12 protein-coding genes and 1 tRNA gene are annotated in these 13,757 nt (G+C 71.2%); 4 read left to right on the plus strand and 9 right to left on the minus strand.

Going from position 1 to position 13,757, the window contains the following annotated elements:
• Window positions 1-4: 4 nt before the first annotated feature.
• Window positions 5-96, minus strand: a tRNA-Ser gene (locus tag VLG41_RS09915).
• Window positions 97-197: 101 nt separating this feature from the next.
• On the opposite strand from VLG41_RS09915, the gene VLG41_RS09920 reads away from it, so the two are divergent.
• On the plus strand, window positions 198-1,619 hold the full coding sequence (locus VLG41_RS09920; protein WP_325349229.1) for a HAMP domain-containing sensor histidine kinase: 1,422 nt from the start codon (window positions 198-200) through the stop codon (window positions 1,617-1,619).
• Window positions 1,620-1,668: 49 nt separating this feature from the next.
• Here the strand turns inward: VLG41_RS09920 and VLG41_RS09925 are convergent, their stop codons facing one another.
• The 8 genes from VLG41_RS09925 to ppc form a co-directional block, all read right to left on the minus strand.
• Complete coding sequence (locus tag VLG41_RS09925; RefSeq protein WP_009517829.1) at window positions 1,669-2,262, minus strand: LuxR C-terminal-related transcriptional regulator; 594 nt, start codon at window positions 2,260-2,262, stop codon at window positions 1,669-1,671.
• A 147-nt stretch (window positions 2,263-2,409) separates the two neighbouring features.
• Complete coding sequence (locus VLG41_RS09930) at window positions 2,410-3,705, minus strand: tryptophan--tRNA ligase (protein ID WP_325349230.1); 1,296 nt, start codon at window positions 3,703-3,705, stop codon at window positions 2,410-2,412.
• A 1-nt stretch (window position 3,706) separates the two neighbouring features.
• Complete coding sequence (locus VLG41_RS09935; protein WP_325349231.1) at window positions 3,707-4,375, minus strand: site-2 protease family protein; 669 nt, start codon at window positions 4,373-4,375, stop codon at window positions 3,707-3,709.
• 25 nt (window positions 4,376-4,400) lie between these two features.
• Window positions 4,401-5,036, minus strand: a complete 636-nt coding sequence (locus VLG41_RS09940) for an L-threonylcarbamoyladenylate synthase (RefSeq protein WP_325349232.1) — start codon at window positions 5,034-5,036, stop codon at window positions 4,401-4,403.
• A 91-nt stretch (window positions 5,037-5,127) separates the two neighbouring features.
• Complete coding sequence (locus tag VLG41_RS09945) at window positions 5,128-6,033, minus strand: DMT family transporter (RefSeq protein ID WP_325349233.1); 906 nt, start codon at window positions 6,031-6,033, stop codon at window positions 5,128-5,130.
• Between the two features lie 9 nt (window positions 6,034-6,042).
• The gene (locus VLG41_RS09950; RefSeq protein WP_325349234.1) at window positions 6,043-6,948 is read right to left on the minus strand and encodes a DMT family transporter; all 906 of its coding nucleotides are present in this window, start codon (window positions 6,946-6,948) and stop codon (window positions 6,043-6,045) included.
• Window positions 6,948-7,811 (minus strand): 3',5'-nucleoside bisphosphate phosphatase, encoded by an 864-nt coding sequence (locus VLG41_RS09955; RefSeq protein WP_325349235.1) that lies wholly within the window; start codon window positions 7,809-7,811, stop codon window positions 6,948-6,950. Before VLG41_RS09955 ends, VLG41_RS09950 begins: the two co-directional genes overlap by 1 nt.
• Window positions 7,812-7,852: 41 nt before the next feature.
• Window positions 7,853-10,639, minus strand: coding sequence for a phosphoenolpyruvate carboxylase (gene ppc, locus VLG41_RS09960; RefSeq protein ID WP_325349236.1), 2,787 nt, complete (start codon window positions 10,637-10,639; stop codon window positions 7,853-7,855).
• A 150-nt stretch (window positions 10,640-10,789) separates the two neighbouring features.
• Between ppc and hemC the strand changes: the two genes are divergently transcribed.
• The 3 genes from hemC to VLG41_RS09975 are packed head-to-tail and all read left to right on the plus strand — an operon-like array spanning window position 10,790 to window position 13,733.
• Window positions 10,790-11,725 carry a hydroxymethylbilane synthase gene (gene hemC, locus VLG41_RS09965; protein ID WP_325349237.1) on the plus strand — a complete coding sequence of 312 codons (936 nt, stop codon included), beginning with the start codon at window positions 10,790-10,792 and terminating at the stop codon, window positions 11,723-11,725.
• Entirely contained in the window at window positions 11,722-12,555 is an 834-nt protein-coding gene (locus VLG41_RS09970; RefSeq protein WP_325349238.1) for a uroporphyrinogen-III synthase, read from the plus strand. Before hemC ends, VLG41_RS09970 begins: the two co-directional genes overlap by 4 nt.
• A complete protein-coding gene (locus tag VLG41_RS09975; protein ID WP_325349239.1) occupies window positions 12,552-13,733 on the plus strand; it encodes a uroporphyrinogen-III C-methyltransferase in 1,182 nt (393 codons plus the stop codon). The genes VLG41_RS09970 and VLG41_RS09975 overlap by 4 nt, the downstream gene beginning before the upstream one ends.
• Window positions 13,734-13,757 lie beyond the last annotated feature (24 nt).

Genomic DNA, 13,757 nt, shown 5'->3' on the forward strand with positions numbered 1-13,757 from the left:
TCGCTGGCGGAGAGAGAGGGATTCGAACCCTCGGTACAGGAGAACCTGTACGCCGGATTTCGAATCCGGTGCATTCGACCACTCTGCCATCTCTCCGTGTCGAAGCCCGCGATTCTAGCAGGCGGCGAGCCCCGAAACGCCCGTGCCACCACCGCCCGGGCGCCGGTGCACAATCGCGCGACCCCAACGCCGCCGCCATGCTCGTCGACACCCAGCCCGCCACCCACCAGCACGTCCCGGCCGCGCCCGAGGTGCGCGACGCCTGGGTCCAGTCCCAGCTCGTCGGGGTGATGATGGACAACCTCGGCTCCACGCTGCTGCTGGGCGGGCTGTCGATGCCGATCCTGCTCTACCTGATGGCGGGCGAGGTGTCCACGCCCGCCCTGGTGCTCTGGACGGTGGCCATGCTCGCGGCCCTGGTGCTGCGCTTTCGCTTGATCGGCGTGTACCGCCTGCGCTACGACAGCGTGGACGGCCCGCAGCGCCAGGCCTTCATCGAGCGCTATGGCTGGACCTGGCCCGCCATCGGCCTGCTGTGGGGCGGCCCGGTGGCCCTGAGCTACCTGCAGGCCAGCTTCATCACTCAGTTCGTCTGCGCGCTGCTAGTGGTGGGCCAGGGCCTGGTCACGCTGGCCGCCTACAGCGCCTACCGGCCCATCTACCGCTCCTACACCAACGCGCTGTCGCTGTCCGCGCTGATCGGCCTGGTGCTGGCCACCGTGGTCCATTTCGATCGCACCGATCTGCTGCAGACCACCGCCCTGTTCGCCGTGCTGGTGGTCTTCTGGGCCCTGCTGCAACTGGCGGGTCTGCGCCTGCACCAGGTGTACCGCTCCAGCTTCGAGCTGCAGTTCTCCAACCAGGAGCTGATCGACTCGCTCACCCTGCAGACGCGCGCCTCGTTGCGCGCCGTGTCCACCAAGAACCGTTTCCTGGCCTCGGCCGCGCACGACCTGCGCCAGCCCGTGCACGCGCTGAGCCTCTACGCCGACTGGCTGGCCAGCGAGCCCGAGATGGCGCGCGACATCGCGCCGCGCATCCTGCAGTCCACGCGCGCCATCAACGAACTGTTCGACTCGCTGTTCGACCTCACGCGCATCGATGCCGGCAACTACAAGGTGCGCCTGCAGCACGTGGAGGTGCACAAGCTGTTCGCCGACATCGCGCTGCAGTTCGAGCCGGTGGCCGCCGGCAAGCAGCTGCGCCTGCGCACGCGCGCCCAGCCCATCGTGCTGTGGTCCGACCCGGTGGTGCTGCGCCGCATCCTGGGCAACCTGGTGTCCAACGCGCTGCGCCACACCACGCGCGGCGGCGTGCTGCTGGCGCTGCGCCGCCGCCAGGACATGGTGGTGTTCGAGGTCTGGGACACCGGCGTGGGCATCGCGCGCGAGCACCAGCAGGCCATCTTCCAGGAGTTCTTCCGCGTGTCGCAGCACCAGGGCACCGAGGACAGCCTGGGCCTGGGGCTGACGATCGTCTCGAAGCTGGCCACGCTCATGGGCTACCAGCTGGCGTTGCAGTCCGAGGCCAGCCGCGGCAGCGTGTTCCGCGTGATGTTGCCCGCCTACACCCAGCAGGAGGGCGCGCCCGCGCCGCAGCCCACCGTGGTGCAGGCCTGAAAAGCAAAACCGCCGCGAAGGGCGGCGGTTTTGCGGGAAGGCGCGGGGTTCAGAGGTCCAGCAGACCGGCCGTGCGGGCCAGGTGGCTGGCCTGCGAGCGGCTCTTCACGTTGAGGCGGCGGAACAGGCGCCACAGGTGCACCTTGACGGTGTGCTCGCTGATCTGCAACTGTTCGGCGATGTCGCGGTTGGACAGGCCCCGGTCCAGCATCACCAGCAACTGCTTCTGGCGCTTGGACAGCTTGTCGGGGATGGTGGGCGCGTTTTCGTCCTCGACCTCGTCGGCCAGGAATTCACGCAGCACCTTGGCGATCTGCGCCGCGCCCGCGGACTTCTCCACGTAGGCGTCGGCCCCGGCCTCGCGGGCCAGGTCTTCGTAGTCGGAGGAAGGCGAGGCCGACAGCACGATCAGCGAGGTGTCGGGCAGCATCTGGCGGATCTCGCGCACGCCGGAGACACCGTTGGTGTCGGGCAGCTTCAGGTCGAGGCAGACGAGTTCGGGTTCGCCGTGTTCGGCGATGGCCTTGCTCACCGAAGCCAGTCGCTCGAGCTCGACCACCTGGGTCGATGCGCGCAGGCGGCGCAGCAACATGACCACGGCTTCGCGCATCAGCGGGTGATCGTCAATGACAAAAATACTCATGTCAGGATGCGCAATTCATGATTTGGTTTAACGGCACAGCATATCGGCATATACCCGATTTGGCGATAGCCGGGCGCCCTTCCCCAGGGGCACGCTGAAGGCGGTGGAGGGTTGCGCTATCCGCCCGGGGGCCGATTGTGAACCAATTCAGGCGGCCGATTCGCGCAAAACTTGCAGCGCGGATGTGACGCGCTCCACATCCTCGGGCGCAATCAATTGGGGCGCCAATGCATCGAGCGCAATCTTTCCCTCGGCTTGCAGGCGGGCCATGGCCTGCGCGGCATCGCGCGGGGCAGTGAATCCGGTGCTCTGCAGCAGCAACGCGCCCTTGGCGTCGGTGAGCTTGAAATAGAAGAGGCCGTCTTTCTCGCGGTATTGCTTGAACACGGGCAGGGCGGCCTTGGCGGTCTTGGCCGTGGTGGCGTCGGTCCGGGTGTCGAGCGCGCGCAGGCCCACGGCGTGGCGCAGGCGCTGGGTGAACGGCGTGGCGATGGCGCGCGCCTTGGCGGCGCCCAGCTTCAGGGTCTTCTCGATGCGCGCCGGGTCCTGGATCAGGCCGTCGTAGACCTCGCGCATCGGGGCGATCTCGCGGTCCAGGCGCTCGAACAGCAGCTGCTTGGCCTCACCCCAGGCGATGCCCTCGGCGTAGGCCTTGGCCAGGGCGGCGGTTTCATCGGCACTGGCGAAGGCCTGGTAGAGCTGGAACAGGGCCGAGCCCTCGGTGGGCTTGGGCTCGCCGGGCGCGCGCGAGTCGGTCACGATGCCCATGATGAGCTTCTTCAACTGCTCGCGCGGCACGAACAGCGGGATCGTGTTGTCGTAGCTCTTGCTCATCTTGCGCCCGTCCAGGCCGGGCAGGGTGGCCACGTTGTCCTCGATGGCGGCCTCGGGCAGGGTGAAGTGCTCGCCGTAGAGGTGGTTGAAGCTGGAGGCGATGTCGCGCGCCATCTCGATGTGCTGGATCTGGTCGCGCCCCACCGGCACCTGGTGGGCGTTGAACATCAGGATGTCGGCGGCCATCAGCACGGGGTACATGAACAGGCCGGCGGTCACGCCGTCATCGGGCTCGGCGCCGGCCTCGGTGTTCTTGTCCACCGAGGCCTTGTAGGCGTGGGCGCGGTTGAGCAGGCCCTTGCCGGTGACGCAGGTGAGCATCCAGGTGAGTTCGGGGATCTCGGGGATGTCGGACTGGCGGTAGAAGGTGACCTTCTCAGGGTCGAGTCCGCAGGCCAGCCAGGTGGCGGCGATCTCCAGCGTGGAGCGTTGCACGCGCGCCGGGTCGCCGCTGGTCTTGATGAGCGCGTGGTAGTCGGCCAGGAAGTAGAAGCTCTCGACGCCGGCCAGGCGGCTGGCGCGCACGGTGGGGCGGATGGCGCCGACGTAGTTGCCCAGGTGGGGCGTGCCCGAGGTGGTGATGCCGGTGAGGACGCGAGCGGGATTCATATCAGAGCAGGAGCAGTCGGATCGGGGTGAGCAGCCATTCGATGGCGCTGCCGGAGAGGTTCATGAGCGGGCGCAGCCAGTACTCGCCCACCAGGCCGGTGACCACCAGCGCCAGCACGATGAAGAAGCCGAAGGGCTCGAGGCGGGAAAAGGCGGCGGCCTGTTTCCAGGGCAGCAGGCCGGTGAGGATGCGGCCGCCGTCCAGGGGCGGCAGCGGAAACATGTTGAACGCGAACATCACCAGGTTGACCACGAAGCCGGCGCGGCACATGGCGAGCCAGAAGCGTTCCTCGACACCGGCGGCGCGCAGCACATAGAGCAGCAGCAGCCACAGCGCGGCCTGCAGCAGGTTGGAGGCTGGGCCTGCGAGGGCGACCCAGATCATGTCGCGCTTGGGGTTGCGCAGCCGCCCGAAGTTGACCGGCACCGGCTTGGCGTAGCCGAACAGGAAGTTGCCCGCCGTGGCGAAGTACAGCAGCAGGGGCATGAGGATGGTGCCCAGCGGATCGATGTGCTTCACCGGGTTGAGCGTGACGCGGCCGAGCTGCCAGGCGGTGGGGTCGCCGTAGTGGCGCGCCACGTAGCCGTGCGCCGCCTCGTGCAGGGTGATGGCGAACAGCACCGGGATGGCGTAGAGCGTGACCGTCTGGACGATGAGGGCGATATCCATCGGCGGATTGTCCCAGAGCCGCGCGTCAGAGCCCGAGCGGGGCCAGCGAGCCCTGGCCCTGGCGCACCACCTCGGGCTCGCCGCCGGTGCCCATGGGCACCAGGTCGAGCACGGTGGTGGGCTCCAGTGCGCAGGCACCGGCGTCGATGACGCCGTCCACCTCGTGCTGCAGGCGCTCGCGGATGGCCTCGGGGTCGTTGAGCGGGTGTTCGTGCCCGGGCAGGATGAGCGTGGTGGCCAGCAGGGCCGCGCCGTGCTGCTCCAGCAGCTCGCGCAGCGCGCGGTGCTCGGGCACGCGCAGGCCGATGGTCTTGCGCGAGGGGTGGCTCACGCGGCGCGGCACTTCCTTGCTGGCCTCCAGGATGAAGGTGTACGGCCCGGGCGTGGCCAGCTTGAGCAGTCGGTACTGGCGGTTGTCCACCTTGGCGTAGCTGGCCAGCTCGCTCAGGTCGCGGCACAGCAGGGTGAGGTGGTGCTTGTCATCGACCTGCCGGATGCGGCGCAGCCGGTCGGCCGCGGCCTTGTCGTCCAGGTGGCAGGCCAGGGCGTAGCTCGAATCGGTGGGCACGGCGATCACGCCACCGCGCTGCAGCAAGGCCGCGGCCTGCTTGAGCAGGCGCGGCTGCGGGTTGTCGGGGTGGACGCTGAAGAGCTGGGACATGATCAGACCACCCGCCGGGCCGCCCCAAGGGCGGTCTGCGCCCCCTCGGGGGGCAGCGAATACACGAAGTGACGAGCGTGGGGGCTCATGTTCAGTCTTCCGGTGGACTCACGGGCAGGCGGCTGCGCGCCGTGCGCCAGCCGCTGAGTGCGCCACACAGCACGATGAGCGCGATGCCGGTGAGTTCGATGGCCCCGGGCACGTGGCCGAACGCCAGCCAGCCGAAGGCCATGGCGAAGGCGATCTGCGTGTACAGGTAGGGCGAGAGCGTGGAAGCCGGCGCCCGCTGGTAGGCCAGGATGAGCAGCAGGTGGCCGACGGTGCCCATGACGCCGACGACCACCAGCAGGCCCAGGGTATGCGCGTCGGGGATGGCCTGCCAGACGAAGGGCAGCAGGGCGCTGGTGGCCAGCGCGCCCACCCAGCCCGTGTACAGGTGCATGGTCATGGGGTCCTCGGTGCGCGCCATGCGGGCGGTGAGGATCTGGAACCAGGCGCTGATGAACACCATGAACAGCGGCAGCGCGCTCGCCCAGCCGATGTCGCCGCCGTCGGGCCGCACCACCAGCAGCACGCCCACGAAGCCACCGGCCACCAGCAGCCACTGCACGGCCGACACGCGCTCGCGCAGCACGGTGGCGCCCATCAGCGTGACCGCCAGCGGCGTGAACATGAGGATGGCGGTGAACTCGCCCACCGGCATCTGCTGCAGGGCCACGAAGCCCATCAGGCTGAGCGACAGCAGCAGCGCGCCGCGCAGCAACTGGAAGCGCGGGTGGGCGGTGCGCAGGGCCGCGCGGCCGCGCAGCGGCAGCAGCCAGCCGGTCATCGCCACCGCGTGGAACAGGTAGCGGAACCAGATGACCAGCAGCACCGATACCACGGCGCCCACGGCCTTGACCGTGGTGTCGAGCACCGCGAAGCAGGCCGTGGCCGAGATCAGCAGGGCGATGCCCGCGAGGGTGCGGGCGGGGGCGGACGCGGTGAGGGCGGTCATGGCGGTCGCTCAGGCCTCCGGCGGCTCCACGGGCAGGCGTTTCTCGCGCGCCGTGAGCCAGCTCGCCGTGGCGCCGCAGAGCACGATCAGGCCCATGCCCGCGAGCTCCAGGGCGCCGGGCACGTGGTCGTACACCACCCAGCCGCAGAACATGGCGAAGCCGATCTGCGTGTAGAGGAAGGGCGCGATGGCGGAGGCCGGCGCGCGCTGGAAGGCCAGGATCAGCAGGAAGTGGCCGACCGTTCCCATGAGGCCGATGAGGCAGAGCAGGGCGAGCGTGCGTCCGTCGGGCACGGCTTGCCAGACCAGGGGCAGCACCAGGCTGGCCACCAGGGTGCCGACCCAGCCGGTGTAGAAGTGCATGGTCATCGGGTCCTCGGTGCGCGCCATCTTGGCGGTGAGGATCTGGAACCAGGCGTAGATGAAGACCAGCGCCAGCGGGATCAGCGCGGCCCAGCCCAGGAAGCCGCCGCCGGGGCGCACCACCAGCAGCGCGCCGGCGAAGCCGCCGGCCACCAGCAGCCAGCGCAGCGCGGTCACGCGCTCATGCAGGAACAGGGCGGCCAGCAGGGTCACCGCCAAGGGCGTGACCATGACGATGGCGGTGAACTCGCCCACGGGCATGTACTGCACCGCCACGAAGGACATCAGGCTCACCGAGAGCAGCAGCACGCCACGCAGCGCCTGGTAGCGCGGGTGTTCGGTGCGCACCAGCGAGCGGCCGCGGATGGGCAGCATGACGGCCGTGACCACCACCGCGTGGAAGGCGTAGCGGAACCACAGGGCCAGCAGCACCGACACCACGGCGCCCACCACCTTGACGGCGGTGTCCAGCACCGCGAAACAGGCCGTGGCGGCCACCAGGAAGCCGATGCCGGCCAAGGCCTGGCCGGGTCGAGGCGCGGCGGCGCCCATCAATGCACCCGCTCTTGCAGCAGGGCCCACACGGGAGTGACGCTGCCCGGCAGGTCCGGCAGCTTGCCGAGGTCGGTGTGGCTCTCGTCGGGGCTGTGGAAGTCGCTGCCGCGCGAGGCGGCCAGGCCGAATTCGGTGCAGAAGCCGGCGTACTTGGCGTATTCGGCCTGGCTGTGCGCGCCGGTCACCACCTCCGCCGCCTGGCCCCCGTGCTGCCGGAACTCGGAGAACAGGGCGTATTCCTCGGTGGGCGTGAACTTGTAGCGGCCGGGGTGGGCGATGACGGCCACGCCGCCCGCGCCGGTGATCCAGCGCACGGCGTCGCCCAGCGCGGCCCAGCGGTGCGGCACGAAGCCGGGCCGGCCCTCGGTGAGGTACTTGCGGAAGACCTCGGGGATGTCCTTGCACACACCGCTGTCCACCAGGTGGCGCGCGAAGTGCGAGCGCGAGATCAGGTCCGGGTTGCCGACGTAGCGCAAGGCTCCCTCGAAGCTGCCCTTGATGCCGACCTGCGCGAGGCCCTCGGCCATTTCACGGGCGCGCTGTTCGCGCCCACCGCGCGTGGCGCGCAGGCCGTCGAGCAGGGCCCGGTCGTCCGGGTCCATGCCCAGGCCGACGATGTGCACGGTGGTGCCGGCGAAGGTGACGGAGATTTCCACGCCGGTGAGGTAGGGCAGGCCCTGCGCGCGGGCGGCGGCGATGGCGCGGTGCTGGCCACCGAGCTCGTCGTGGTCGGTGAGTGCCCAGAGCTCCACCCCGTTGGCCTTGGCCCGCGCGGCCAGGACTTCCGGCTCAAGCGTGCCGTCCGACACGGTGGAGTGGCAGTGCAGATCGGCGTTGAGCAGGGGGTTCACACCGTCCATTGTAGGAGTGGGGGTATGGCCGCGCTGTCGCCGGGGTTGGCTCAGCCGGTGTTGCGCAGCCCCGCCGCGATGCCGTTGATGGCGATGTGGATGCCCCGCTTGGCGCGGCCTTCGTCGTCGGTGCTCAAGGTGCCCGCGCGGTGCCGGCGGATGAGTTCGACCTGCAGGTGGTGCAGCGGGTCGATGTAGGGGAAGCGGTGCTCGATGGAGCGGCGCAGGGCCAGGTTGCCGGCCAGCCGCTCGCGCTCGCCGGTGATGAGCGCCAACGCCTCGGCCGTGCGCTGCCACTCGGCCTCGATGGCCTTGAACACGCGCTGGCGCAAGGCCTTGTCCTCCACCAGTTCGGCGTACAGCGAGGCCAGCGCCAGGTCGCTCTTGGCCAGCACCATGTCCATGTTGGACAGCAGGGTGTTGAAGAACGGCCAGTCGCGCTGCATGCGTTTGAGCAGCGCGGCGTGCTTCGGATCCTGGGCCACGAAGGACTGCACCGCCGAGCCGAAGCCGTACCAGCCCGGCAGCGTGAGCCGGCACTGGCCCCAGCTGAAGCCCCAGGGGATGGCGCGCAGGTCCTCGATCTTCTGGGTGGCCTTGCGCGAGGCGGGGCGCGAGCCGATGTTGAGTTCGGCGATCTCGCGGATCGGCGTGGCGCTGAAGAAGTAGTCGGCGAAGCGCGGCGTGTCGTACACCAGCGCGCGGTAGGCCGCCATGCTGGCCTGCGACAGCGCCTCGGCCGCCGCCAGGAAGGCGGGCGAGGCGTCCTTGGTGGGCTGCAGCAGCGTGGCCTCCAGCGTGGCGGCCACCAGGGTCTCCAGGTTGCGGCGGCCGATCTCGGGGTTGGCGTACTTGGCGCCGATCACCTCGCCCTGCTCGGTGAGGCGGATCTGCCCGCGCACGGTGCCCGGGGGCTGCGCCAGGATGGCCTGGTAGCTGGGCCCGCCACCGCGCCCCACGGTGCCGCCGCGGCCATGGAACATGCGCAGACCGATCGATTTCTTCTTGCCGGCGTTGAGCTCGTCGAACAGCGCCACCAGCGCCGTCTCGGCCTGGTAGAGCGACCAGTTGCTGGTGAAGATGCCGCCGTCCTTGTTGCTGTCGGAATAGCCCAGCATCACGTCCTGTTCGCCGTAGCCGTCGGCGGCGCCGCGCTGCACCATGGCGCGCACGCCGGGCAGGGCGTAGTACTCGCGCAGGATGGGCGCGGCGTTGCGCAGGTCTTCGATGGTCTCGAACAGCGGGACCACGATCAGGTCGGCCGCGGCGCCGTCGTTCAGCGTGCCGTGCAGCAGGCCGGCTTCTTTCTGCAGCACCAGCACCTCGAGCAGGTCGCTCACGGTTTCGGTGTGGCTGATGATGGCGTGCCGGATGGCCTGGGTGCCGAAGCGTTCGCGCCCGCGCTTCGCGGCTTCGAAGATGGCGAGTTCGCCGCGCGTGTGCTCGCTGTAGGTGGTACCGGGCACCCGCAGCGGGCGCACGTCGTCCAGCGCGCGCAGCAGCACGGCGCGTTTGCCCGCTTCGTCGAGCGCGGCGTAGTCGGGCGCCAGGCGCGCCGTGGCCAGCAACTCCGCCACCGCGATCTCGTGCTGGTCGGAACTCTGCCGCAGGTCGATGGTGGCGAGGTGGAAGCCGAACACCTCCACCGTGCGGATGAGACCGCTCAGCCGCATGCCGACCAGGGCCTCGCCGTGGTGGGCACGCAGCGAGGTCTCGATGGTGCGCAGGTCGGCCAGGAAGTCGGCGGCGCTGGGGTACGGGTCCTGCGGGGCCACGGCGTGGCGCGCGGCTTCGCCGCCAGTGAGCGCGGTGAGCGTGGCCGCCAGCCGCGCGTAGATGCCGGTGAGCGCGCGGCGGTAGGGCTCGTCCTGGCGGTGCGCGTTGGTGTCGGGCGAACGGTCGGCCAGGGCCTGCATGGCCTCGCCCGCGCCCACCAGCATGCCCGACATCGAGAGCTCCCCGCCCAGCAGGTGCACCTGCGTGAGGAGGTGGCGCAGCGCGACCTCGGCCTGGCGCTGCAGGGCGAGCTCGAGCGTGGTGGCCGTGACGTTGGGGTTGCCGTCGCGGTCGCCGCCGATCCACTGGCCCATGCGCAGGAAAGGCGCCACGGGACGGCCCAGGCCGGCTTCCAGTTCGGCGTACAGGCGTGGGATCTCGGGCAGGAAGGTGCTCTCGTAGTAGCTCAGCGCGTTCTCGATCTCGTCGGCCACGGTGAGCTTGGTGAAGCGCAGCAGGCGCGTCTGCCAGAGCTGGGTCACGCGCGCGCGCAGTTGCGCGTCGATGCCCGCCAGCTCGCGCGGCGAGGCCTCGTCGCGCGCCGCCAGCAGGCGGGCGATGGCGCGCTCGGCGTCCAGGATGCTCTTGCGCTGCACCTCGGTGGGGTGGGCGGTGAGCACGGGCGACAGGTGCGCGCCGGCCAGCGTGCGCGCCACCTGCGCGGGCGCGATGCCGGCCTCGCGCAGCCGCTGCAGCGCCAACGCCAGGCTGCCGGTCTGCGATCGTTCGCCCGCGCGCTCGTGCACGGCGCGGCGGCGGATGTGGTGGCGGTCTTCCGCCAGGTTGGCCAGGTGGCTGAAGTAGGTGAAGGCCCGGATCACGCTCACCGTCTGGTCGGCGCTGAGCGACTTGAGCAGCTTCTTGAGCGCCTTGTCGGCCGAGCGGTCGTCGTCGCGCCGGAACGCCACCGAGAGCTGGCGGATGCGCTCGATGAGCTCGAAGGCGTCCTTGCCCTCCTGCTCGCGAATCACGTCGCCCAGGATGCGGCCGAGCAGGCGGATGTCGAGGATGAGGGGTTGGTCCTTGTCGCGGCGGGCGGCGCCCGTGGTCTGTCGGCTCATGGCGGGGCGTGCCTTGACGGAAGGCTTATGGCGGGTGGGGGAAAGGGCCATGCTAGCATCGCCCGCACCCTGTTCCGGTTCCGAAACGGGTACCGAATTTCCCCGCGTCGCGCGCTCCGTCAGCCAGGCGTCAGTCCCCCGAATTTCCCCATGTCTTCGCCCCTGGCCATCACCATCGCCACCCGCGAGAGCCGGCTCGCCTTGTGGCAGGCCCGCCATGTGCAGTCCCTGCTCGAATCGCGCGGCCACCGCGTCGAACTGCTGGGCATGACGACGCTGGGCGACCAGATCCTCGACCGCACCTTGTCCAAGGTGGGCGGCAAGGGCCTGTTCGTGAAAGAGCTCGAGCTCGCGCTCGCCGATGGCCGCGCCGACATCGCCGTGCACTCGCTCAAGGACGTGCCGATGGAGCTGCCCGAGGGCTTCGCGCTGGCCTGTGTGATGGAGCGCGAGGACCCGCGCGACGCCTGGGTCTCGCCGCACGCGGCCGGCCTGGCCGATCTGCCCCAGGGCGCCGTGGTGGGCACCTCGAGCCTGCGCCGCGTCGTGCTGCTGCGCGAGGCGCTGCACGCCCTCGGCCGCGCCGACGTGCGCATCGAGCCCCTGCGCGGCAACCTCGACACGCGCCTGCGCAAGCTCGACGAGGGCCAGTACCAGGGCATCGTGCTCGCCGCCGCGGGCCTCAAGCGCCTGGGCCTGGACGATCGCATCCGCGCCATTTTCGAGCCCACGCAGTCGCTGCCGGCGGCGGGGCAGGGCGCGCTGGGCATCGAGGTGCGCGCCGACCGCGCCGACCTGATCGAGGCCCTGCAACCGCTCGTGCACCAGGCCACCTGGCTGCGCGTGGCGGCCGAGCGCGCCGTCTCGCGCGCCATGGGCGGCAGCTGTTCCATGCCCCTGGCCGCGCACGCCGAGTGGCTCGGCGAGCGCCTCTGGCTGCGCACCGCCTGGGGCGAGCCCGAGGGCGCGGGGCCGCTGGTGCGCGCGGAGGACACCGCGCCGGTGGCCAGCCTGGACGAGGCCGAGGCCCTGGGCACGCGCGTGGCCGCCGCCCTGCGCGCCGCGGGCGCACAGGGCGGGGAGTGAGCGCTTTGAGCGTGAAGGCGCACGCCATCGAGCGGGTCATCGTCACGCGCCCCGAGCCCGAGGCCACGCGCTGGGTCGAGTCGCTGCGCGAACGCGGCTGGGCCGCCGAGGCCTGGCCGCTGCTGCGCATTGCCGAGCCGTCCGATGGACCCGCGCTGGAGCGCCTGCGCACCTGGCGCGCCGCCTGGCCCAAGCAGGACGCCTTGATGTTCGTGAGCAGCGCCGCCGTGCAGCGCTTCTTCGCCGAACCCGTGGCGCCGCCGAACGCCCACACGCGCTTCTGGGCACCGGGCCCCGGCACCGCGCGCGCGCTGTCGCAGGCCTTGTGGCCCCTGGGCGTGGGCGAGGACCGCATCGACACGCCGCCGCCCGCGGCCGAGCAGTTCGACTCCGAGCACCTGTGGCCCGTCGTGCGCGACCAGTTGGCGCCGGGCCGGCGTGTGCTGGTCGTGCGTGGCACGAGCGAGGCGGCCGAGGGCGATCCCTCCGGTCAGGGGCGCGACTGGTTGATCGAGCAGTGCCGCCAGGCCGGCGCCGACGTCGAGGCCTGCGTGGCCTATCGGCGCGAGCGCGTGGTGCCCCTCGACGCCGATCGCGAGCGCCTGCGGGCCGCCAGCGGCGCCGCCACCGTGTGGCTGTTCAGCAGCAGCGAGGCGGTGCAGGCCCTCAAGGGCCACTGGCCGGCCGACGCGCGGGCGGTGGCACTGGCCACGCACCCGCGCATCGCCGACGCCGCGCGGGCCCTGGGATTCGCGCGCGTGATCCGCTCCCGTCCTACATTGGCCGACGTGGTGCGCGGCCTAGAATCCTGGGCAACCGCCTCGCCATGAACGCACCCGACAACGACACCGCGCCCGTGGCGGCCCCCGCGCCCAGCGCCCCTCCCCCCGCCAGCCTCCCGCCCGAGGCACCCCGTCCCGCGCGCCCGGCCGTGGGCCTCACGCTGCTCGCGCTGGTGGTGGCCGCCGCCGCGCTGGTCATGGCCGGCATGCTGTGGCAGCGCCTGAACACCACCCAGGCCGAACTCGCCCGGCGCGCGCACGAGGCCGAACTGCAAGTGGTCGAGGCGCGCACCGTGGCCTCGCAGGCCGAGGCCCAGGTGCAGGAACTGCAGGCCCGCCTGGGCGTGGCCGAGGTGCGCCTGTCCGAGGTCAGCCTGCAGCGCAGCCAGCTCGAAGAGCTCATGCTCTCGCTTTCGCGCTCGCGCGACGACAACCTCATCCAGGACCTGGAGGCCTCCCTGCGGCTGGCCCTGCAGCAGTCGCAGCTCACCGGCAGCGCGCAGCCGCTGGTGTCGGCCCTGCAAGCGGCCGACCAGCGCATCCAGCGCGCCGCGCAGCCGCGGCTGAACCCGGTGCAGCGCGCCATCGCGCGCGACGTCGACCGCATCCGCGCCGCTGCGCTGGCCGACATCCCCAACCTGGCCCTGCAGATCGATGAACTCGTGCGCCAGGTGGACACCTGGCCGACGCAGAACGCGGTGGGCGTGGAGCGCGCCGCGCCGCGCGCGCCACGCCGCGCCGTTGTGGCCACGCCCGCCGCCGGCGCAACGGGCGCCGCTCCCGCCAGCGAGGCCGCACCCGCCGACGGCGAAGCGGCCCCGGACAGCGCCTCGCCCTGGCAGCGCTTCGCCGAGCGCTGGAACCGCTGGTGGCGCGAAGCCTTTGTGCGGGTGGTGCAGGGCTCGCGCGACCTGGTGCACGTCAGCCGCATCGACCACCCCGACGCCGCGCTGCTCGCGCCCGAGCAGGCCTTCTTCCTGCGCGAGAACATCAAGCTCAAGCTGCTCAATGCGCGCCTGGCCCTGCTGGCGCGCCAGATGAACGCCGCGCGCGCCGACGTGGTCGTCGTCGAGGGCCTGCTCAAGCAGTACTTCGACGGCCAATCGCCCGCCATCGCCAGTGCCCTGGGCAGCCTGGGCCGCCTGCGCCGCGACCTGGTGTCGCAGGATCTGCCCCGGCCCGACGACACGCTCGCGGCCCTGGCCGCGGCCGCCGGGGGGCGCTGATGCGGTCGCACGCGCGGCAGCGGG

Source organism: Hydrogenophaga sp., from assembly GCF_035481345.1.
Classification (GTDB): Bacteria; Pseudomonadota; Gammaproteobacteria; order Burkholderiales; family Burkholderiaceae_C; genus Hydrogenophaga.